The 19981-nt window shown below is 60.9% G+C and carries 19 protein-coding genes; 12 read left to right on the top strand and 7 right to left on the bottom strand.

Features of this window, described 5'->3' with window-relative positions; genetic code table 11:
* Positions 1–38 precede the first annotated feature (38 nt).
* On the top strand, positions 39–1382 hold the full coding sequence (gene pssA / locus ALP40_RS04015) for a CDP-diacylglycerol--serine O-phosphatidyltransferase (protein WP_122206986.1): 1344 nt from the start codon (positions 39–41) through the stop codon (positions 1380–1382).
* A gap of 53 nt (positions 1383–1435) precedes the next feature.
* Here pssA and ALP40_RS04010 read toward each other — a convergent pair whose 3' ends face one another.
* From ALP40_RS04010 to ALP40_RS04000, 3 genes are all read right to left on the bottom strand, one after another.
* Entirely contained in the window at positions 1436–2422 is a 987-nt protein-coding gene (locus ALP40_RS04010; RefSeq protein ID WP_122206985.1) for an aldo/keto reductase, read from the bottom strand.
* Positions 2423–2519: 97 nt separating this feature from the next.
* The gene (ligD, locus tag ALP40_RS04005; protein WP_122206984.1) at positions 2520–5108 is read right to left on the bottom strand and encodes a DNA ligase D; all 2589 of its coding nucleotides are present in this window, start codon (positions 5106–5108) and stop codon (positions 2520–2522) included.
* A 20-nt stretch (positions 5109–5128) separates the two neighbouring features.
* Positions 5129–6061, bottom strand: a complete 933-nt coding sequence (locus ALP40_RS04000; protein ID WP_122206983.1) for a Ku protein — start codon at positions 6059–6061, stop codon at positions 5129–5131.
* 300 nt (positions 6062–6361) lie between these two features.
* Here ALP40_RS04000 and ssuD point away from each other — a divergent pair, with 300 nt between their 5' ends.
* Positions 6362–7501 carry an FMNH2-dependent alkanesulfonate monooxygenase gene (ssuD, locus tag ALP40_RS03995; RefSeq protein ID WP_122207429.1) on the top strand — a complete coding sequence of 380 codons (1140 nt, stop codon included), beginning with the start codon at positions 6362–6364 and terminating at the stop codon, positions 7499–7501.
* Positions 7501–8607: a sigma-54-dependent Fis family transcriptional regulator gene (locus ALP40_RS03990; RefSeq protein WP_122206982.1), complete on the top strand. Its 1107-nt coding sequence runs from the start codon at positions 7501–7503 to the stop codon at positions 8605–8607. Before ssuD ends, ALP40_RS03990 begins: the two co-directional genes overlap by 1 nt.
* A 9-nt stretch (positions 8608–8616) precedes the next feature.
* Here the strand turns inward: ALP40_RS03990 and ALP40_RS03985 are convergent, their stop codons facing one another.
* Complete coding sequence (locus ALP40_RS03985; protein WP_122206981.1) at positions 8617–8952, bottom strand: antibiotic biosynthesis monooxygenase; 336 nt, start codon at positions 8950–8952, stop codon at positions 8617–8619.
* 88 nt (positions 8953–9040) lie between these two features.
* On the opposite strand from ALP40_RS03985, the gene soxR reads away from it, so the two are divergent.
* Positions 9041–9502, top strand: coding sequence for a redox-sensitive transcriptional activator SoxR (soxR, locus tag ALP40_RS03980; RefSeq protein ID WP_310887066.1), 462 nt, complete (start codon positions 9041–9043; stop codon positions 9500–9502).
* An 11-nt stretch (positions 9503–9513) separates the two neighbouring features.
* Here the strand turns inward: soxR and ALP40_RS03975 are convergent, their stop codons facing one another.
* Positions 9514–10920 (bottom strand): FAD/NAD(P)-binding protein, encoded by a 1407-nt coding sequence (locus ALP40_RS03975; RefSeq protein ID WP_122206980.1) that lies wholly within the window; start codon positions 10918–10920, stop codon positions 9514–9516.
* 41 nt (positions 10921–10961) lie between these two features.
* The gene (locus tag ALP40_RS03970; RefSeq protein ID WP_122206979.1) at positions 10962–11531 is read right to left on the bottom strand and encodes a helix-turn-helix domain-containing protein; all 570 of its coding nucleotides are present in this window, start codon (positions 11529–11531) and stop codon (positions 10962–10964) included.
* Positions 11532–11636: 105 nt separating this feature from the next.
* Between ALP40_RS03970 and ALP40_RS03965 the strand changes: the two genes are divergently transcribed.
* The 7 genes from ALP40_RS03965 (at position 11637) to ALP40_RS03935 (ending at position 18799) form a co-directional block, all read left to right on the top strand.
* Positions 11637–12560 carry a DMT family transporter gene (locus tag ALP40_RS03965; protein WP_122206978.1) on the top strand — a complete coding sequence of 308 codons (924 nt, stop codon included), beginning with the start codon at positions 11637–11639 and terminating at the stop codon, positions 12558–12560.
* A gap of 157 nt (positions 12561–12717) precedes the next feature.
* Complete coding sequence (locus tag ALP40_RS03960; RefSeq protein WP_122206977.1) at positions 12718–15636, top strand: monovalent cation/H+ antiporter subunit A; 2919 nt, start codon at positions 12718–12720, stop codon at positions 15634–15636.
* Positions 15636–15980, top strand: a complete 345-nt coding sequence (locus ALP40_RS03955; RefSeq protein WP_122206976.1) for a Na+/H+ antiporter subunit C — start codon at positions 15636–15638, stop codon at positions 15978–15980. The genes ALP40_RS03960 and ALP40_RS03955 overlap by 1 nt, the downstream gene beginning before the upstream one ends.
* Positions 15977–17662: a monovalent cation/H+ antiporter subunit D gene (locus tag ALP40_RS03950; RefSeq protein WP_122206975.1), complete on the top strand. Its 1686-nt coding sequence runs from the start codon at positions 15977–15979 to the stop codon at positions 17660–17662. Before ALP40_RS03955 ends, ALP40_RS03950 begins: the two co-directional genes overlap by 4 nt.
* Positions 17659–18147 (top strand): Na+/H+ antiporter subunit E, encoded by a 489-nt coding sequence (locus tag ALP40_RS03945; RefSeq protein ID WP_122206974.1) that lies wholly within the window; start codon positions 17659–17661, stop codon positions 18145–18147. Before ALP40_RS03950 ends, ALP40_RS03945 begins: the two co-directional genes overlap by 4 nt.
* The gene (locus ALP40_RS03940; protein ID WP_122206973.1) at positions 18144–18422 is read left to right on the top strand and encodes a K+/H+ antiporter subunit F; all 279 of its coding nucleotides are present in this window, start codon (positions 18144–18146) and stop codon (positions 18420–18422) included. The genes ALP40_RS03945 and ALP40_RS03940 overlap by 4 nt, the downstream gene beginning before the upstream one ends.
* A complete protein-coding gene (locus ALP40_RS03935) occupies positions 18419–18799 on the top strand; it encodes a Na+/H+ antiporter subunit G (RefSeq protein ID WP_122206972.1) in 381 nt (126 codons plus the stop codon). The genes ALP40_RS03940 and ALP40_RS03935 overlap by 4 nt, the downstream gene beginning before the upstream one ends.
* A 19-nt stretch (positions 18800–18818) precedes the next feature.
* On the opposite strand, the gene ALP40_RS03930 is transcribed toward ALP40_RS03935, so the two are convergent.
* Entirely contained in the window at positions 18819–19286 is a 468-nt protein-coding gene (locus ALP40_RS03930; RefSeq protein ID WP_122206971.1) for a hypothetical protein, read from the bottom strand.
* Positions 19287–19730: 444 nt separating this feature from the next.
* On the opposite strand from ALP40_RS03930, the gene ALP40_RS03925 reads away from it, so the two are divergent.
* A complete protein-coding gene (locus ALP40_RS03925; protein WP_122206970.1) occupies positions 19731–19967 on the top strand; it encodes a DUF2789 domain-containing protein in 237 nt (78 codons plus the stop codon).
* The last annotated feature ends 14 nt before the right edge of the window (positions 19968–19981 follow it).

Genomic DNA, 19981 nt, shown 5'->3' with positions numbered 1-19981 from the left:
TAAGCTCGTCCGCTGTTGGTTATCCCATCGAGAGGCCTATGCAGTCCAACTTCCGACGCTCGACCCTGGCGGCGCTCCGCGGTTTTGCCCTGCCGGGCGATGCAATCACCATCGTCCCTTCTGCCGCCGACTATCGGCGTAGTCTGCTGGAAAAGATCGCTCACGCGACCCGTCGCATTTACATCATCGCGTTGTATCTGCAGCAGGATGAAGCGGGCCAGGAAATTCTCGATGCCCTGTACGCGGCAAAGACCGCCCGCCCGGAGCTAGACGTGGTGGTGCTGGTCGACTGGTTCCGGGCTCAACGCGGCCTGATCGGGGCCGGACGTCAGCCGGGCAATTCGACCTGGTATCAGGCGCAGAATCTGGAGTACGACCAGGAAGTGCCGATCTATGGCGTGCCCGTCCAGACCCGCGAACTGTTTGGCGTGCTGCACCTCAAGGGCAGTATTGTCGACGACTGCGTCATCTACAGCGGCGCCAGCATCAATAATGTGTACCTGCACAAGCTCGACAAGTACCGGCTGGACCGCTATCACCTGATCGAAAGCGCGCCGCTGGCCGACAGCTTCGTGGATCTGGTCCAGCGTGAAATCCTGCCGTCACCCGCCGTGCATCGCCTGGACCTGCAATCCCCTCCGAGTTCACGCAGCCTGCGCGGTGAAATTCGTGCCTTTCGCAGCAACCTCAAGCGTGCGGCCTACGACACGTCTGCCGGCGAAAAGGAGAACGGTGAATTTCGCGTCGTGCCGCTATTGGGGGTGGGTCCGCGCAATGGATTGAACCGCACCCTCTGCGACCTGATTGCGTCGAGCAAGATCCAGCTGACGATCTGCACGCCCTATTTCAATCTGCCGGTGGCCGTCACCCGCGAGATCAATCGAGCGCTCAAACGGGGCGTAAACGTGGACATCATCATTGGCGACAAGACCGCCAACGATTTCTTCATCCACCCGGATGAGCCATTCAAGGTGATCTCCGCCCTGCCCTATCTGTACGAAATCAGCCTGCGACGCTTCGCTCAAAAACACCGCAAGGCCATCGACCAGCACCGCTTGAACGTCCATTTGTGGAAGCACGGCGATAACACCTTTCACCTCAAGGGCATCTGGGTCGACCACCGTTACACGCTGCTCACCGGCAACAACCTCAACCCGCGTGCGTTCAACCTCGACCTGGAAAACGGTCTGCTGATCGACGATCCGCAAGGTGTGTGGAGCGCGCCCAGGGAAGCGGAGATTGCTCACTTGATGCGCAACACCCAGCGCGTCAGCCAATATGACGAGCTGGACACGCTGGCCAGTTACCCTGAAGGTGTGCGCAAGTTTCTGACCCGCGTCAGCCGGGTCCGGGTCGAGCGACTGTTGTACCGGATCCTGTAAATGCTGAAGGTTGCAGCGGTGTTCGCCAGACCTTCTGGCGAACACCGCTTCCGTCACTCAACCAGTGCGATCAACTGCTGCCGCTGTGCATCGGTCAACGTTGGACCAAACCCGGCACCGACGTTTTCAGCCATGTAGCGCGGATTTCCGGTTCCCGGTATCACGCACGTCACGGCCGGGTTGGCGAGCAGAAACTTGAGTGCCAATTGCGGCCAGTTGCTCACTTCCACTTGCGCCGCCCAACCGGGCAAAGGCTTGTTCTTGAGCCGTGACAGCAGCCCGCCGCCGCCGAAGGGCCGGTTGCAGATGACGGCCACCCCGCGCTCGCGACACAGGGGCAGCAACCGTTTTTCAGCCTCGCGCTCGTCCAGCGCATAGTTGATTTGCAGAAAATCCAGCGGCTCGCTCTTGAGCACCGCTTCCACATCCGCATAGGCCGAAGCGGTGTAGTGGCTGATCCCGATGTAGCGAATCCGACCTTGCTCTTTCCACTCACGTAACGTCGGCAGGTGGGTCTCCCAGTCCAGCAGGTTATGAATCTGCATCAGGTCGATCCGGTCGGTTTGCAGCAACCTGAACGACGCTTCCATCTGCTCGATGCCCTCCTTGCGCCCTCGGGTCCAGACTTTGGTGGCCAGAAACGCAGGCGAACGCGGCTCATGGATCGACAGCAATTCCCCGGTAGTCTGTTCCGCCCGGCCATACATCGGTGAGCTGTCGACAACGCTGCCGCCTGCCGCAAACAGTGCATCGAGTACCGGGCGCAGCTGTTTGTACGCCGGGCTGGCAGTGGCCACGTCGAAGCCGCGATAGGTGCCCAGGCCAACGACAGGCAACGGTTCATTGCTGGAGGGGATCACTCGGGTCTGCATGGTCTTGGCTCCAAGTGTGAGTTTCGGGGGGAGTGACGAGGGGGTTGAAGGCGATGGCAGCGTCGTCGGCTTCTCGCCGCCAGCGGCGCTGTCGAACACCAGTGCGGCGCTCACACCTGCCGCCAGGGTGAGCAGTCTTCTGCGGGTCAGGTGATGGGGTGGCGTCATGACGTTCTCCTTATCTCTCCTGCACGTGTTGGTTTTTTCAGCCTCGCCATGCAGGCAGACCGTCGGGCGGAGCTGAACGTGCCCGTCGAACGCTACTTTACGGCCGTTTCGCCCCCAGTTGTTTCCACATTTTTTGCGTGATTCTCTGCCGGTTTGCATAGCCCGCCCACGGATCGCTTTTCAAGGACCGCAGTCGCTGCTCCAGGTTAGTGATGTCCCACTGGGCCGAAGAGGTAAGGCCCGCCAGTTCGTCCAGCGCAATCGGCACCGACACGGGCAAGCCCGGCCGGGCCCGTACCGAGTAGGCCGTGACCGTGCTGCCACCGCGACTGTTGCGCAGGTAGTCAACGAAAATCCGGCCCACACGGTTTTTCGGGCTCATCGTCGCGGTAAAGCGCTCCGGCAACTGTTGGGTCACGAATTCGGCAATCGCCTTGGCGAAGCCCTTCACCGTATCCCAATCAGCATGCCGGGCAAGCGGCACGATGATGTGCATGCCCTTGCCGCCGCTGGTTTTCAGAAAGGCCTGCAACCCCAGTTCCTCTAGCACGGCGAGCACCATTTGCGTGGCTTCGATCATGCTGCGCCAAGGCAACACGGGATCCGGGTCAAGGTCGAGCACCAAGTGGTCCGGTGTCTCGATGCGGTCGCTGGTTGCGCCCCACGTGTGCAACTCAATCGCGCCCATCTGCGTTGCGCCGACCAGCGCCTGAACCGTATCGATCTCCATCAGCGCAGCGTGGCCAGGATCGAGCGTTCGATCCAATTGCCGGATGTGGGGGATCGCGAGGCGTTCAGCGTGTTTCTGGAAGAACTGCTCGCCGTCGATGCCTTCCGGGCACCGCAGCAGCGCAACGGGGCGGCTGTCCAGGTACGGCAGAATCCATTCGGCGATGGATTCGTAGAATTGCGCCAGTTCGATCTTTTGCGTGCCCGTCTTGCTGTCGATCACCCGCTCCGCATGGCTGATGCCAACGCCTACCACATTGACTTTGCCTCGCGTCGTCTTGCGCACGGCGGGAGCATCGGCAGGCTTGGCTTTGGCAGACCTGGCGGCCTTCGGTCGACTGGCGGCCTCCGCAGGCTGAGGGTATTCACGCACTACTTCGCTGGCGGGCTTATCGCTGCGCAGTCCGACAAAAGCGGCCTGGCGCAAAATCCCCTCACGCGTCCACTCGGCGAACTCGGCCTCGCAGAGCAATGTCGCTTCCACCCACTGCACACCGCGCCCCTGGGCAGACGTGAGTTTTTTGTCCAGTGGCGAGGTGTCGCGCTCCAGAGGCTTCAATTGCTCATGCAACTGTTTGAGGGTGAGGCTGCTAAAGCCAGTGCCGACCCGCCCGGCGTAGACCAGGCCCTTGTCATCATTGACCGCCAGCAGCAACGCCCCGAATGCCGAGCGACTGCCTTGAGGTGCGGTGTAACCAACGATCACGAATTCCTGACGCAGCCGGCATTTGAGCTTGATCCAGTCGGCGTTGCGCCTGCTGACGTAGGGGCTACCCGCGCGTTTGCCGATGACGCCCTCGAGCCCCATCGCACTGGCACTCTCGATGATGTCCTGATGCCCCGACCGGAACGCATCGGAGAAACGCAGCAGACGACTGCGCTGTTTGCCGAGTACTTGCCTGAGCGCATCGCGACGCTGTTCGATCGGTATCTGGCGTAAATCCTCGCCACTCAGGTAAGGCATGTCGAACAGGTAGTAAAGAATGTCCTTGCTGCGGCCGATCTCGAAGGCATTCTGCAACGCCTGAAAGTCTGGCAAACCCTGATCGTTGAGCACAACCACTTCGCCATCGAACCAGGTGTCTTGCAGTTTCAGGGCTTTGATCGCCTTGACCAGCTCAGGCAGGCGATCCGTCCAGTCATTACCGTTGCGCGTGAACAATCGCACGTCATCGCCCTGAATGCGGGTCAGGATGCGGTAGCCGTCGAACTTGATCTCGTACAGCCATTCACCCGCAGGCGGCGCGTCCACCAGTGTGGCCAGTTGCGGGGTGAGCAGTTCGGGAATGGCCGCATCCGATTTGACAGGGGTGGTTTTTTTGTCGGCAGCCTTGGGCACGGCTTTCGCTTTCGTCGCCTTGGCTTTCGCAGGCGCCCCGCGCCCTACACCAACATGGGTCCCGCTGATAACGCTCTGCGGCTGTTGCTCGGTGATGTCGTACTCGGCGGCGGGTCGGGCCACCGCGTCCTTTTCCTTGATCAACAGCCACTGCTCTTTGCTGCCACTGCCCCTGAGGCGCGTACGCACCAGCGCCCAGTCGCCGGTCAGTTTCTCCCCGACCAAGGTGAATTTGAGTTTGCCCTCCTCGTAGGTCTTGCGCGGATCGCCGTGGGGTTGCCACACGCCCCGGTCCCAGACGATGACGTCGCCGCCGCCGTACTGCCCTTTGGGAATGCTGCCCTCGAAACTGGCGTAACCCAGCGGGTGGTCTTCGACATGCACCGCAAGACGCTTCTGCGTCGGGTCCAGGCTCGGCCCCTTGGGCACCGCCCAGCTTTTCAGCGTTCCATCCAGCTCAAGCCGGAAGTCGTAATGCAGGTTACGTGCGTCGTGCTTCTGGATAACAAAACTCAAGGCATGGGCTTTGACCTTACGCTTTTTACCGCCAGCTTCGGCAGGTTCCGACGTGATATCAAAGTTACGTTTGCGTGTGTATTCACTGACAGGCTTGGCCATCTTCGCTCACTCCGTAGGGCTCAGGAGGCCTTGCTGGTTTTCTTGCGAGCAGGGGCTCGACGCTTGGCGGGCGCTTTGGGCTTGGCGCTTTCACTGTCAGACGTCTTGTCGGCAGCTTTGGCTTTGGCGGCGGGTTTGCTTGCCTTGCTCTTGGCTGCACCGCCCTTGCCCGCCAGGCTGCGGCGTAGCAGATCGGTGAGGTCGATGACGTCGGCGCTCTTGCGCTCTTCCTCGCCCGGATCGGTTTCAATGTCCTGAATCTTGCCGTCCCGCGCCTTGGTTTCGACCAGTTGCATGATCTTGTCCTGAAAGGTGTCTCGGTACTCTTCAGGCTGCCAGTCGGCACTCATGTCCTTCACCAAACGCTTGGCCATGTCACGTTCACTCTTGTTCAGTTGCACGTCGGTGACCGCATCGCTCAGGTCAAGGTCATCGAGCTCACGTACGTCGGCGGGCCAGCGCAGGATCACCATCACCAATGCCGAGGCCAGCGGCATGACCGCCGCCAGGTGTTCCTTGGTGTGCAGCACGACATTGGCCAACGCCACCTTTTTGGTGTCGTGCAGCGTTTCGCGCAGCAAGGCGTAGACTTTTTCGCCGCGCTTGTCAGGGGTCAGAAAATAAGGAGTGTCGATGTTCTGCAACGGGATCTGCTGACTGTCGACAAAGCCGAAGATGTCGATGGTCTGGGTTGATTTGGGATGCGCGGCCCGGATCTCCTGTTCGCTGAGTACGACATAGCGGTCTTTCTCGTACTCCACGCCTTTGACGATGTTCTCGCTGGAGACTTCCTTGCCGGTGACCTTGTTGATGCGCTTGTAGCCCACCGGATCCATGCTGCGTTTGTCGAGCCAGTCGAAATCGACGCCTTTGGACGATGTCGCCGAGATAAGCGCCACCGGTATATGCACCAGCCCGAAACTGATCGCGCCCTTCCAGATTGCCCTTGCCATTGCGTGACTCCCTTTGAACGTAGAAAGGTGACAGGCCAACGTGAATAAAAGTTTCGGCAAGCGGACGAGCGCCCCTCGAACGGCAGTGATGGTGTCGCGGTTCACGCACAGCCAGCCAACCGCGCGGACTGCCGGTCGCTTATATAACCTAAAAATCTAAAAATATGGATTAACGTTCTTTTACGGAATAAATCTTACTGTCTATAACTGGCGTCACTTCAAGGCCCTGTTGGTCCGCTGTCCGGGATCCAACAGTTGCCTTTCATGAACCTGACCCGGCTGACCATTCAAGGATTTGTCATGAACGTTTTCTGGTTTCTTCCAACTCACGGCGATGGCCATTACCTGGGCACGACCAAAGGCGCGCGTCCGGTCACGCTCAATTACCTCAAGCAGGTGGCACAAGCGGCGGACGATCTGGGCTACTACGGCGTGCTGATCCCCACCGGTCGCTCGTGCGAAGATTCCTGGGTGATCGCCTCGGCACTGGTGCCGCTGACGGAAAAGCTCAAATACCTGGTGGCGATCCGTCCGGGCATCATTTCACCCACGGTATCGGCGCGCATGGCCGCCACGCTGGACCGGCTGTCCGGTGGCCGGTTGTTGATCAACGTCGTGACCGGCGGTGACCCGGATGAAAACCGTGGCGATGGCAGCTTTCTCGATCACAGCGAACGTTACGAAGTGACCGACGAGTTCCTGCAGATCTGGCGACGCGTGCTACAAGGCGAAGCGGTGGATTTCGAAGGCAAGCACCTGCGCGTGCAGAACGCCAAGGCGTTGTACCCGCCCCTCCAGAAACCCTACCCGCCCCTGTACTTCGGCGGCTCATCCGACGCGGCCCATGACCTGGCGGCCGATCAGGTGGACGTCTACCTGACCTGGGGTGAACCCCCAGCCGCCGTCGCCCAGAAACTGGCCGATGTGCGCGAGCGAGCTGCACGCAAGGGCCGTACCGTGAAGTTCGGCATCCGCCTGCACGTCATCGTGCGCGAAACCAGTGAGGAAGCCTGGAAAGCGGCCAGCACGCTGATCGAGCACATCAGCGATGAAACCATCGCAGCGGCGCAGAAATCCTTTTCACGTTTTGACTCCGAGGGGCAGCGCCGCATGGCCGCCCTGCACGACGGACGCCGCGACAATCTGGAGATAGCGCCAAACCTGTGGGCCGGTGTCGGTCTGGTACGCGGTGGCGCTGGCACGGCACTGGTCGGCAATCCGCAGGAAGTCGCCGAACGCATCAAGGAATACGCCGACCTGGGCATCGAGAGCTTTATCTTCTCGGGCTACCCGCATCTGGAAGAAGCCTATCGCTTTGCCGAGCTGGTGTTCCCGCTGCTCCCCGAGCCTTACGCCAGCCTGGCAGGACGCGGCATCACCAACCTGACCGGCCCGTTCGGCGAGATGATCGCCAACGATCTGCCGCCGCAGGCCAAGTAATGTCGGTGCAACTGCTGACCCTACCCCACTCGCCGGCACTGGCCACTTCGATCCGGGCCACTGCGCAGGTGTTCGAAGACCCCAAATCCCGCGCCTTGCTGGCGCATGTCCGGCAGGTCGCCCCCAGCGATGCCAGCGTGCTGATCATTGGCGAAACCGGCACCGGCAAGGAGCTGGTGGCGCGCCATGTCCATGCCTTGAGCGCCCGTCGCGACAAACCGTTCGTGGCGGTCAATTGCGGGGCGTTTTCCGAGAACCTGATCGAGGCCGAGCTGTTCGGTCACGAGAAAGGCGCATTCACCGGTGCGGTCGGCGCCAAGGCTGGCTGGTTCGAAGAGGCCAACGGCGGCACGTTGTTTCTCGACGAGATCGGCGACCTGCCCATGAGTTTGCAGGTCAAGCTGCTGCGCGTGCTTCAGGAGCGTGAGGTGGTGCGCTTGGGGTCACGTAAAAGCATCCCGATCGATGTGCGGGTGCTGGCAGCCACCAATATTCAGTTGGAAAAAGCCATTAATGCCGGGCATTTCCGGGAGGACCTTTACTACCGGCTGGACGTGGTCAATCTGGAGCTGAGCCCGCTGCGCGACCGGCCGGGGGATATCCTGCCGCTGGTACTGCATTTCATTGAGGTCTATCGCCTGCGCTTGAAGCACGGCCCGGTCAAAGTAAGCCCGGAGGCCGAGCAAAAGCTGAAAACCTACAGTTGGCCGGGCAATATTCGCGAGCTGGAAAACGTCATCCACCACACGCTGTTGGTGTGCCGTGATGGCGTGATTCAGCACGACGACCTGCGCATGTCCAACCTGAAAATCGAACGCCAGGATGACTATGCTCAGCACGAGGAAACCCCGGAACAGCTATTGAACAGGGCGTTTCAAAAACTGTTCGAGGAACAGCCCGGTGCATTGCACGAAAAGGTCGAGGACTCGTTGCTCCGGGCCGCATACCGCTTTTGTCACCACAACCAGGTCCACACCGCCAGCCTGCTGGGCCTGACGCGTAACGTGACCCGCACGCGTCTGATACGGATCGGCGAACTGGCAGTCAACAAGCGCAGGCCCGGCGAAACCCTGCAGGGCGACCGCATGCTGCATCTGTCGGTCTGACCCCGTCGCTCAAGGACGAGCCGTCACCTGCCCCATGACCTGAAAGCTGCCAAACGTCGCACTCGTGGCCCGGTAGCGGCGCATCAGCGCATGAAGGTCCAGATCGCTGGAATCGACCTTCGTCTTTGCGTCTTCACACTGCGGCCTGGAGCGCCAGAGCACCTGGTGCAAGACCCGCCGCCCGTCTTCGCTGGCGTGTACGCTGGAGCTGATGAAACCTGGCCAGGTTGAAGTGAGGCATTCGTCTCGCGCCATCAATGCATTGATCAACTCAAGCTGATGCTGCGCCTCCACAGCGAACTCTACGACCTGACTGTAAGGATGTTGACTGAAAGATGACCCCATGACGCTCTCCCCGCTGGGCGCTGTTGCTACCAAAGTGCAGGCAGGGTAAAACCTCTACCTAACTAGAGGTCAAGCGAGACGTACGAATATGATGCCCCCTTCAGAAAAAACGCCCGCCCCGATGCTGACGGTCGGCCAACTGGCGGCGCGCAGCGGCGTTGCGGTCACCGCGTTGCATTTCTACGAGACCAAAGGCTTGATCAGTAGCCAGCGCAATGCTGGCAACCAGCGGCGCTACTCTCGAGAAACCTTGCGGCGTGTGTCATTGATCAAGGTCGCGCAACGCCTTGGCATTCCGCTGGCCAGCATCCATGCCGCGTTTCAGAATCTGCCCGAAGGCCGCGCACCCACTGCGGCGGACTGGCAAAGGCTGTCCGAACAATGGAAAACCGAACTGGATGAGCGAATCAGAAGCCTGACCACGCTGCGCGATCAATTGACCGGTTGTATCGGCTGCGGCTGCCTGTCGATGGAGGCCTGCCCGCTTCGCAACAAGGGCGACGAACTGGGCAGGCGGGGGGTGGGCGCCCATTTGCTGGGCCCGTTTTGAGACGCTGCCTCTCAATCCGCCAGATGAATAGCCAGCGCCTTGGCCTGACTGGCCACATCGTTCACGGCCGTGCTTTCCCACCACATGCCACGCAAAGGCGGCCCCATTGCGAACAGACGTGACGAACAGCGGCCTTGCGCGTCCAGAACCGCACCATGAGCATTGGCGGCGATGCCTAGCGCCAGGGGCCCGGGTTGAATCAAACCCCTTGCCAGTAACTGACGCGGCAGCGGACGGTCCACGCGTCGCCAGTCGTATTCGATGCCGGTGGAGTTGATCAAGGCATCGCCCGTGACCTGCGACACCCGCTCATCACCTCGATGACGCAACGTGATCTGTACCTGACCCGTTCCCAGCGTGGCGACGCCTTTCAGAGACGCCGCCTCGATGGTCAATCGGCCCTCTTTCAGACGCTTGGCCAACAACGCGGCACTGAGTGGCGGCGAGCGATGGTGGTGACTTTCCCACCAGGGCCGCACATGCCGGACGAATTGCCGACGCTGGCTGTCGGTGGCTTGGTTCCAGAGCCGACCGATGTTGGCGCGGACGGTATCCAGCGGCGCCTGCCAGTCGATGCCGCTCTCGATGGCCAGCTCACACTGCTCGCGGACCGCGCGCACCAACTGCCGGGTGCTGCGAATTCGGTGATCCTGGCCCAGAAAGTCAGGCCACTCCGGTGGCTGACGCCGCACATGAGGGAGCAACCCGTGACGGGAATAGACCTGGATAGGACCACGATGGCCAGCCTGCTCAAGGGACACCACGGCATCGACCATCGTCAGCCCCGAGCCGATGATCAGCACCCGCGCCTGAGGGTCGAGCTGACGCATGAGGTCGACATTCCAGGGATCCAGCGCTGCGGCATTGAGGCCGCTCGACTCACGCTGCGGCGTACGTGACGCGGCGTACATGCCAGTGGCCAGGACGGCAAAGCGACCATGCATTGTTCGCCCGTCGGCCAGCGTGGCAAGCACCGTGTCCGTCCGGACCTGAAGATCCACCACCTCACCGCGCACATGCTCCACAGTGGAGCCGCGACTCAACCCCAAGGCCTGCGCCTCCCTCAGGCGCTGTTGCACATAAAGCCCGAACACGCCACGTGGCGGAAACAGCTCGGCAACCGACACACGCTGTTCGGCGGCCTCAGGCCAGCCGCCTGCGGCCAGGTATTCGGTGAGCCATCGGGTCAGGTCCTCGGCATTATCCGCATCAGCACTCATGCGGGCTGCGTTGCCATTGAGGGTATGACCGGTTTCGGTCGCGCTGTAGGCCTCTCCGCGGCCAAGTTCCTCACGGGTTTCGATGATCAGGATTCTGCGCTGCCCGGGCCTGCGCAGTAGCTGCACCGCCAGCATGACGCCACTCAATCCCCCACCCACTATCAGAACGTCGGCGGTCGTGTGCTTGTCATCGGTCATGGAAAGTCGCCTCGCGCAGGAGCCTGAGTGAATTCATGGCGTTACAGTACTACGTTGCGCACAAAACGCAGCGTGACAGTACTTTCATTGCAATAACGGTGAGGCTGGCTGCTGGGGAACATGTAGAACTCGCCGGGCCCGACCCGCCGGGTTTCGACGGCATCGGAGAACCGGATGGTCAGATGGCCTTCCACGACATACACCTGCTCGCTCCAGCCTTCCGGGTCGGCATCGGCCGCGTAAAGGTCGCCGGGCGCCAGGCAGAACTCCCACAATTCGACTTCGCGCCGGGCATTGGCCTTGGCCAGCAACACCGCCTTGCTACCGTGAATCGAACCGGCCCAGGCCAGTTCATTGATACGGCTATGATCGCGAACGTCAGGTGCCTGGATCAGGTCGCTGAACGCCACTTCCAGCGCTTCGGCGACACGGTCCAGGGTTGCCAGGCTGACGTTCTTCTCGCCGGCCTCGATGGCCACCAGCATCCGCCGACTGACCCCGGAGCGTTCTGACAGCGCCGTCTGACTCAGGTCCGCCGCGTTGCGCAGGCGGCGAACGTTTTGACTGACGTGCTGCAAAACCGGCGCGCGCTGGGAATTTTCTTTATCCATGAGAGTGCTCATCTGAATCCGTTGCGCATTATACTGCACACTTTCGCGACACCGTTGTGTGTCGAGCCTCTTGTCACAAGCAAAGCCGTGGGATCTGGAGCCGACATGAAGTCTATCAGCCGCACACCCCGTATCAGCAAGGCGGAAGCCGTGCTCATTTTCATCACCATGCTCTGGGGCGGCACGTTTCTGCTCGTGCAGTTCGCCATGACCGTCAGCGGGCCGATGTTCTTCGTCGGCCTGCGCTTCGCTGCCGCCGCCTTGATCGTCGCGCTGTGCTCGATGAACGTCATGCGCGGCCTCACGTTACTCGAACTCAAGGCAGGTATCCTGATCGGCACGGCGATCATGCTGGGCTACGGCTTGCAGACCATCGGCCTTCAGACCATTCCCAGCAGTCAGTCGGCTTTCATCACCGCGCTTTACGTGCCTTTCGTACCGTTGCTGCAGTGGCTGGTATTGGGGCGGCGGCCGGGCCTGATGCCCAGCCTGGGCATTGTGCTGGCATTCACCGGGCTGCTGCTGCTTTCAGGCCCGCAAGGGATGTCACTGCACATGAGCCCCGGTGAGATCGCCACCTTGATCAGCGCGGTGGCCATTTCAGCCGAAATCATCCTGATCAGCGCCTACGCCGGCAAGGTCGACGTGCGGCGAGTCACCGTGGTGCAACTGGCGACCGCATCAATCCTGGCGTTCCTGATGATCGTACCGACACAGGAGCGCCTGCCCGACTTCTCCTGGTTGCTGGTCTTCATCGCCGTGGGGCTTGGAGCAATGAGCGCCGTGATTCAGGTGGCCATGAACTGGGCACAGAAAAGCGTCTCGCCGACCCGCGCAACGGTCATTTATGCAGGTGAACCCGTATGGGCAGGTATTGTCGGACGACTGGCTGGTGAGCGTTTGCCGGGTATCGCCCTGTTGGGCGCGGCCTTGATTGTCATCGGTGTGATTGTCAGTGAAATGAGGCGTCGGCCTGCCCTCGCCGATCAGATGAGCCTGGAACGGAACGGTGTGGAAAAACCGGACTGACGCGAGCGCCTGATGCTGTAACTGCAATCAGACACGACGAAGATAGCTTGCGAAACGCCACTAGACACTTTTTGTAGGAAATTCGAAAAACTGTCCCTTTGGTATCGAAGTCTCTGGCACGTATGATGCTTGATATTTCTCCGCAGATTAGAAGCCTATGTCCCTGATAGTTCTACTGCTTCTGCCTTTCATCGGCAGCTGTCTGGCGGCTTTTTTGCCGCACAATGCGCGTAATGCAGAATCCATTCTTGCGGGCCTCGTCGCCACGATCGGCGCGGTGCAAATGGCGCTGTGGTTCCCGCAAATTGCCGACGGCGGCGTGATTCGCGAAGAGTATTTCTGGCTGCCCAGCCTGGGAATGAATTTTGTACTGCGCATCGACGGCTTCGCCTGGATGTTCTCGATGCTGGTGCTGGGGATCGGCGCGCTGGTTTCGCTGTATGCCCGTTATTACATGTCGCCGGACGATCCGGTACCGCGCTTCTTCTCGTTTTTTCTGGCCTTCATGGGCGCCATGCTCGGGCTGGTGATGTCCGGCAACCTCATCCAGATCGTATTTTTCTGGGAACTGACCAGCGTGTTCTCGTTCCTGCTGATCGGCTATTGGCACCACCGGGCCGATGCCCGACGGGGTGCCTACATGGCGCTCATGGTCACCGGCGCGGGCGGTCTGGCCCTGCTGGCGGGGATGATGCTGCTGGGGCACATTGCGGGCAGCTACGATCTGGATCGGGTGCTGGCCTCAGGCGACGCCATCCGCGCTCATGGGCTGTACCCGGTAATGCTGACCCTGGTGCTGATCGGCGCACTGAGCAAAAGCGCCCAGTTCCCGTTCCACTTCTGGCTGCCCCATGCGATGGCCGCACCCACGCCGGTTTCGGCCTACCTGCACTCGGCGACGATGGTCAAAGCCGGTGTATTCCTCATGGCGCGCCTGTGGCCCGCCCTGTCGGGCACCGAACAATGGTTCTGGATCGTCAGCGGCGCGGGTGCCTGCACACTGATGCTCGGCGCTTATGCCGCGATCTTTCAGAACGACCTTAAAGGCCTGCTGGCCTACTCGACCATCAGCCACCTGGGGCTGATCACGCTGTTGCTGGGCCTCAACAGCCCACTGGCGGCGGTCGCTGCCGTCTTCCACATTCTTAACCACGCGACGTTCAAAGCCTCGCTGTTCATGGCCGCTGGCATCATCGACCATGAAAGCGGCACGCGAGACATCCAGCGGCTTAGCGGGCTGATAAAACTGCTGCCCTACACCGCGACGCTGGCGATGGTCGCCAGCGCTTCGATGGCTGGCGTGCCACTGCTGAACGGCTTTCTGTCCAAAGAGATGTTCTTCGCCGAAACGGTGTTCATCTCAGCCACCGCCTGGGTCGAGATCGCTCTGCCGGTGGTGGCGACCATCGCCGGGGTGTTCAGCGTCGCGTACTCACTGCGCTTCACCGTCGATGTGTTTTTCGGCCCGGCGGCCAAAGACCTCCCCCATATGCCTCATGAACCCCCGCGCTGGATGCGTGCGCCGGTCGAGTTTCTGGTTCTGGCCTGCCTGATCGTCGGCATCTTCCCGTCGCAGTCGGTCGCGCCATTGCTGGCCGCTGCCGCGCAACCGGTGGTAGGCGGAACCCTGCCCGAGTACAGCCTGGCGATCTGGCACGGCTGGAACGCCCCGATGATCATGAGTCTGGTGGCGATGGCGGGTGGCATTCTCCTGTACCTGTTGCTGCGCAATTCACTCAAAAAAGACCGGTTCCCCGTTCCGCCGCTGGTGGGACGTTTGAACGGCAAACGTTTCTTCGAACGCAGCCTGGTGGTCGTGATGCACTGGGCGCGACGCTTCGAGCGCAAGGTCAGCACCCGCAGGCTCCAGCCTCAGCTGTTTCTGCTGGTCCTGGCGGCGGTCATGGGCGGCTTCATCCCGATGTATTTCAGCGGCCTGACCTGGGGCGATCGTCCGAAGATTCCGGGCTCCGGAGTCTTCGTGACCCTGTGGTTGATTGCCATCGTGTGCGCGCTGGGCGCGGCATGGCAGGGCAAGTATCACCGCCTGGCTGCACTTGTGATGGTCAGCGTCTGCGGCCTGATGACCTGCATTACCTTCGTCTGGTTCTCCGCCCCGGATCTGGCCCTCACTCAGTTGGTGGTAGAGGTTGTCACGACCGTACTGATCCTGCTTGGACTGCGCTGGCTGCCACGCCGAAACGAAGACGTGGCCGCAACCAGTACCCGCCTAAGGGCCCGTACCCGCAGAATCCGAGACTTCGTGCTCGCGGTCATGGTCGGGCTGGGGATGGCGATCCTGTCGTACGCCATGCTGACCCGCCAGACGCCCAATGCCATCTCCTCGTTCTACCTCAGTCGCGCCCTTCCGGAAGGCGGTGGCACCAACGTGGTCAACGTGATGCTGGTGGACTTCCGCGGCTTCGATACCTTCGGTGAAATCACCGTACTGGCTGCCGTGGCCATGACTGTATTTGCCTTGCTGCGTCGCTTCCGCCCGCCAAAGGAAAGCATTGCGCTCCCCACGCAGCAGCGCCTGCTGGCTCGCGATGTGGTCACCGACCTGATCAACCCGCGCAGCGCCAGCGATACCGCACTGGGCTTCATGATGGTGCCTGCAGCGCTGGTTCGCCTGTTGTTGCCCATCGCATTCATCGTGTCGATGTACCTGTTCATGCGCGGCCACAATCAGCCTGGCGGTGGCTTCGTTGCCGGACTGGTGATGTCGGTCGCGTTCATTCTGCAGTACATGGTCGCCGGCACCCAGTGGGTCGAAGCCCAGATGAGCCTGCGACCGCTGCGCTGGATGGGCACCGGCCTGCTGTGCGCCGTGCTGACCGGAGCAGGTTCGATGGCGCTGGGTTATCCGTTCATGACCACTCACACCGCGCATCTGCACCTGCCGGTGCTGGGTGACCTTCACTTCGCCAGCGCACTGTTTTTCGATGTAGGCGTCTACGCCGTCGTGGTCGGGGCGACGCTGTTGATCCTGACCGCGCTGGCCCACCAGTCGGTGCGCAGCCATCGCCCGACCCAACTGCCCAAGCCTGTCGCCAACCCGCAAGGAGTCCTCTGATGGAAGAAGTGATTGCAGTGGCCATCGGCGTCCTGGCCGCCTCCGGTGTCTGGCTGATGCTGCGACCGCGAACTTTTCAGGTGGTGATGGGCCTGTGCCTGCTGTCCTACGGCGTGAACCTGTTCATCTTCAGCATGGGCAGCCTGTTCATCGGCCGGGAGCCGATCATCAAAGACGGCGTCCCTCAAGACCTGCTCAATTACACCGACCCCCTGCCTCAGGCACTGGTACTGACCGCTATCGTGATCAGCTTCGCCATGACCGCGCTGTTTCTGGTCGTCCTGCTGGCTTCCCGAGGCCTGACCGGCACCGACCACGTTGATGGCCGGGAGCCCAAGGCATGAGCTGGCTGAATCAACTGATCATCGCACCCATCCTGTTGCCACTGTTGACGGCCGGCCTGATGCTCTGGCTGGGCGAAAAGCGTCGCCCACTCAAGGGCCGCATCAATCTGGTTTCAAGCCTCTTGGGGCTGGGTATCTCCATCGTGCTTTTCACGTGGGTACAGGACACTGGCAGCTCCGGCTCGATTGGTGTGTACCTGCCCGGCAACTGGGGCGTGCCGTTCGGCATCGTGCTGGTGGTGGATCACCTGTCGGCGTTGATGATGGTGCTGACCGGTATCGTCGGTGTCTGCGCCCTGCTGTTCGCTCTGGCCCGCTGGGACAAGGCTGGCGCCAGCTTTCATGCGCTGTTCCAGATTCAGTTGATGGGGTTGTACGGCGCCTTCCTGACGGCAGACCTGTTCAACCTGTTCGTGTTCTTCGAGGTCCTGCTCGCCGCCTCCTACGGCCTGATGCTGCACGGATCGGGACGTGCAAGGGTCACCACAGGGCTGCACTATATTTCGATCAACCTGCTGGCCTCGTCATTGTTTCTGATTGGCGCGGCACTGATCTACGGCGTGACCGGCACGCTGAATTTTGCCGACCTGGCGATCAAAATTCCGCAGGTCACCGAAGCCGATCAGGGCTTGCTGCACGCAGGCGCCGCGATCCTGGCCACCGCATTCTTGGCCAAGGCCGGCATGTGGCCGCTGAACTTCTGGCTGGTGCCCGCCTACTCCGCTGCCAGCGCACCGGTGGCGGCGATGTTCGCGATCATGACCAAAGTCGGCGCCTACACCCTGCTTCGCCTCTGGACCCTGCTGTTCTCGGGCCAGGCCGGCGCTTCGGCCTTTTTCGGCGGCGACTGGCTGATCTATGGCGGCATGGCGACCATTTTCACTGCCGCTATCGCCATCATCGCCGCCCAGCGGCTGGAGCGCATGGCCAGCCTGAGCATTCTGGTGTCGGCAGGCATTCTGCTGTCGGCCATCGGCTTCGCCCAACCCAGCCTCACCTCGGGTGCCCTGTTCTATCTGGTCAGCTCCACCCTGGCCTTGAGCGCGATGTTCCTGCTCGCCGAGTTGATCGAGCGCTCCCGCACCGCCAACGAGATTCCGCTGGAAGAAGACGCAGATCAGTTGCCACGAGCCCTTGAATCACTGCATCCGCAGCCGGGAACCAACCTGGATGAACAACAGAAAGTCGTTGTCGGGCAGGTCATCCCGGTCACGATGGCGTTTCTGGGGCTGAGCTTTGTCATTTGCGCACTGCTGATCATTGGCATGCCGCCACTGTCGGGTTTTATCGGCAAGCTGACGTTGCTCAGCGCCCTGATGAATCCCCTCGGGCTGGACGTCGCTCAGGACGAAGCCCTCTCGACACCCGCGTGGATGCTGATCAGCCTGTTGATTTTTTCCGGGCTGGCTTCACTGGTTGCGTTCTCAAGGCTCGGCACTCAGCGTTTCTGGACACCCTATGAGCGACCGTCGCCCGTGCTGCGTCGCAACGAGTGCCTGCCCATCATCATTCTCCTGGGCCTGTGCGTCGCGCTGACGTTCAAGGCCGAACCGTTGCTGCGTTACACCCAGGACACGGCCGCCGCCCTGCATGAGCCCAAGCAGTATGTGCAGTCGGTTCTGGCAGCGCGCCCCGTACCCGGCCCTAACAGCAACGCCGGCACGCCGGAGGTGCAGCCATGAAACGCCTGTTCCCTGCGCCGCTTTTTTCACTGGCCCTGTGGCTGCTCTGGCTGGTCCTGAACGTCTCGATCAGCCCCGGCCACCTGTTGCTCGGCGCGGTGTTGGGGTTTCTCGCGCCATTGCTCATGGCACCGCTGCGTCCTCTGCCGGTGCGTATTCGCAAGCCCGGCACAATCCTGAAGTTTCTGCTGATGGTGGGACTGCAAGTGGTGGTGTCCAATATTCAGGTCGGCGTGAGCGTCTGGAGACTCGAACGCCGCCCACCGCGCTCGGCCTTCGTGCGCATTCCGCTGGAACTGCACGATGCCCACGGTCTGGCGGCCCTGGCGATGGTCACGACGGTGGTGCCCGGAACAGTCTGGTCGGAGCTGGCACTGGATCGCAGCGTACTGCTGATGCATGTCTTCGACCTTAAAGACGAGGCGCAATTCATCGAACACTTCAAGGCCACTTATGAGCGCCCCTTGATGGAGATATTCCAATGAGTGCCCTGCTCGACAACGCCATCCTGATCAGCCTGCTGATCTTCGCCCTGTCGATGGTCGTCACGCTGATCCGACTGATCATAGGACCATCCGCCCAAGACCGTGTACTGGCCCTCGACTACCTGTACATCACCGCGATGTTGATGATGCTGGTCCTGGGGATTCGCTATGGCAGCGACACCTATTTCGAGGCGGCGTTGCTGATCGCGCTGTTCGGCTTCGTCGGCTCGTTCGCCCTGGCCAAGTTTCTGTTGCGTGGAGAAGTTATCGAATGAGCGGCTCGCCTATGGATGTGCCCTTCTGGGCAGAAATTCTCACAGCAGTGCTACTGATTGCCAGCAGCCTGTTTACCCTGACCGGCGCAATGGGGCTGCTGCGCCTGAGGGACTTCTTCCAGCGCATGCATCCGCCCGCCCTGGCGTCCACAGTGGGTGCATGGTGCGTGGCGCTGGCGTCGATCATCTACTTTTCCGCACTCAAGTCGGAGCCGGTCATCCACGCCTGGCTAATTCCTGTACTACTGGCGATTACCGTACCGGTGACCACGCTGCTGCTGGCACGAACCGCGCTGTTCCGGCAACGTATGGCAGGGCACGACGTGCCGGCAGAAGTCAGTGGTGGGCGTACTGAAGGCGAATCGGCCGGAAAGTGATTCGCCGCAACGTGATGTATTACTCGCTCGCCTTGAAGGCGAGTTCGCCCTTGCGCCATTTGGCGGCCTTGCCGACAGCCGCTTTCAGGGTCTTGCTCATGCCCGCCTGAAGCTGCTCGTTGGCGGCAAACACCATGAATACGGTGTGCCCTTCCTTGAAGACGATGCCATGACCTTCGGCAGTATCGACAAACGCATATTCGCCGAGGCCGTAAACGGTCATTTTGATTTCGCGAAACCTGATTTCGAACTTGCCACCTTCACGACTCGGTAATACGGAGGCGCGAAAATGGTCGCCTACCTTGAGTTCAAGGCGTGGTTTGTCATCGACGACCATTGCGGCTTCGGTATCGATTTCTGCAATGTAAATGCCTTCGGCCGACTGTTCAGTGACATAGACGAACCGCGATTGAAACTGCTTGACCAGCTGTGCCCGCAAATCGCCGAGCACGAATAAAGCATGGGTATCCAGGTTGCTTACAGCCAAAGTACAAACCCTCAACGTGATAAATGATGCTGCCCCGATAGCCAGGCAGTTAGAAGTCGTTCATCCGTGTTGCCGCATGGCGCGGCCAAGACCTGCTGATGCGCTGCACTGCGCGGTGCCCTGCCAGGCCATCGCGTGCCCTGTGCAGGCTGGCGACGGATTCTACCGGCTACCGGCCTCTACGGGATATATACCTTTTGTACAAACGATGTCGCACAGGCGTCACCCCACTTGAACGTGGACAGCACACTTGCAGACAAAGGGTTGTGAGAGGGTCGCGGACCGGTGTGGAACAGTGTCGTCACCTGCATAAACATAGCACCTGCCCTGCAGACGACAAGGGCGACTTGAGGTTCCTTAAAATCACATCGAACTCTTGGCCGTTGCGCTCACTCCGATAAAGACCAATGACAGCACGAGGCCGCCCCTCGTCAAGGAGATGAAATGGAACTGCCAAACCCTGACTTGCCAGGCCTGTTCGCCCAACTGGGTCTGGACAATGACGAACAGCGTATTGAAGAGTTTGTGGCCAGCCACCGACTGGAAGACGACGTGAAGCTGATCGACGCGCCATTCTGGACACCGCAGCAGGCAGCGTTTCTTAAAGAAGAGATGCGCAGCGATGCCGAGTGGGCCCCCGTAGTGGACGAACTGAATGTCCTGTTGCACAAGCGCCCATAACGTCTGGAAGGATG

Source organism: Pseudomonas viridiflava (assembly GCF_003702045.1).
Lineage (GTDB): Bacteria > Pseudomonadota > Gammaproteobacteria > Pseudomonadales > Pseudomonadaceae > Aquipseudomonas > Aquipseudomonas viridiflava_C.
This window is presented reverse-complemented; position numbering and strand designations above follow the sequence as displayed.